Annotated in this window: 1 protein-coding gene and 1 pseudogene; one reads left to right on the top strand and one right to left on the bottom strand. The window is 62.2% G+C overall.

The genetic code is table 11. The features are described 5' to 3' along the window. Window positions 1–351, bottom strand: a 351-nt coding sequence (locus J6497_RS40800) for a helix-turn-helix domain-containing protein (protein ID WP_225709766.1), incomplete at its 3' end; no start/stop codon positions are given. A 119-nt stretch (window positions 352–470) separates the two neighbouring features. On the opposite strand from J6497_RS40800, the pseudogene J6497_RS40795 reads away from it, so the two are divergent. Further along, window positions 471–704: pseudogene (locus J6497_RS40795) on the top strand (hypothetical protein); the annotation flags it as partial.

The following is a 704-nucleotide window of genomic DNA, read 5'->3' as shown; positions in this document are numbered from 1 at the left end:
CGCCATGCTGCGCACGCTCCAATGGGTCGCATTCGGCGGTTTCCCGTGCAGCGTCATGTGCACCACCTGTTTGATCTTTTCGGACGGCAACGGCTTGACGCGAGATGGTCGCGTCGCGTCCTTCAGAAGTCCGTCCACACCTTTCGCCACATAGCGACGGCGCCAGCGGCGGACTGTCAGCAGGCTCTTGCCAGCCACTGCCGCGATCGCCTCCGCCGTCGACCCATCGCTCGCCAGCAGCACGATCCGTGCTCGCCAAACCACCTTCTGCGGCGTGTTCCGGTCCCGGACCAGCCGCGCCAATCGTTCGCGATCGGCTGTGCTGACCGCAATCTGCTCGAGCTTCCTCATCGGCGCAGACTCGCAGGTTTGCGCCAATTTGTGAATCGTCTGTCAGTGACGGAACACTAGCACCTTCGCGGTCCGGCGCTGTTCCCTAGGGAACAGCCGACCGCGTGACCGGTTGCGTCATGGACGTCGCCGACCGCAGCACCGACATCGCCCGCGCGAACACCTTGCGGCGCAGCTACGGAACAGCATTACAACTGAGAAATTCGCGGAACGAAACGGCTCGTCAGTCCTTCTCTGGCTTTTGGGAGGTATCCATGACTTCTCAGGCGATAGAAGGCGCGTGTGCGTTCGCTTGGCGAAACTACCTGCTGTTCCACAGCGGTATTAGCGAGGACGATAGCAGGCGTTCCGCC

The sequence above is a fragment of the Bradyrhizobium cenepequi genome, from assembly GCF_020329485.1.
Taxonomy (GTDB): Bacteria; Pseudomonadota; Alphaproteobacteria; order Rhizobiales; family Xanthobacteraceae; genus Bradyrhizobium; species Bradyrhizobium cenepequi.
Note: the sequence above shows the minus strand (reverse complement) of the source record. Positions and strands in the feature narration are given on the sequence as shown.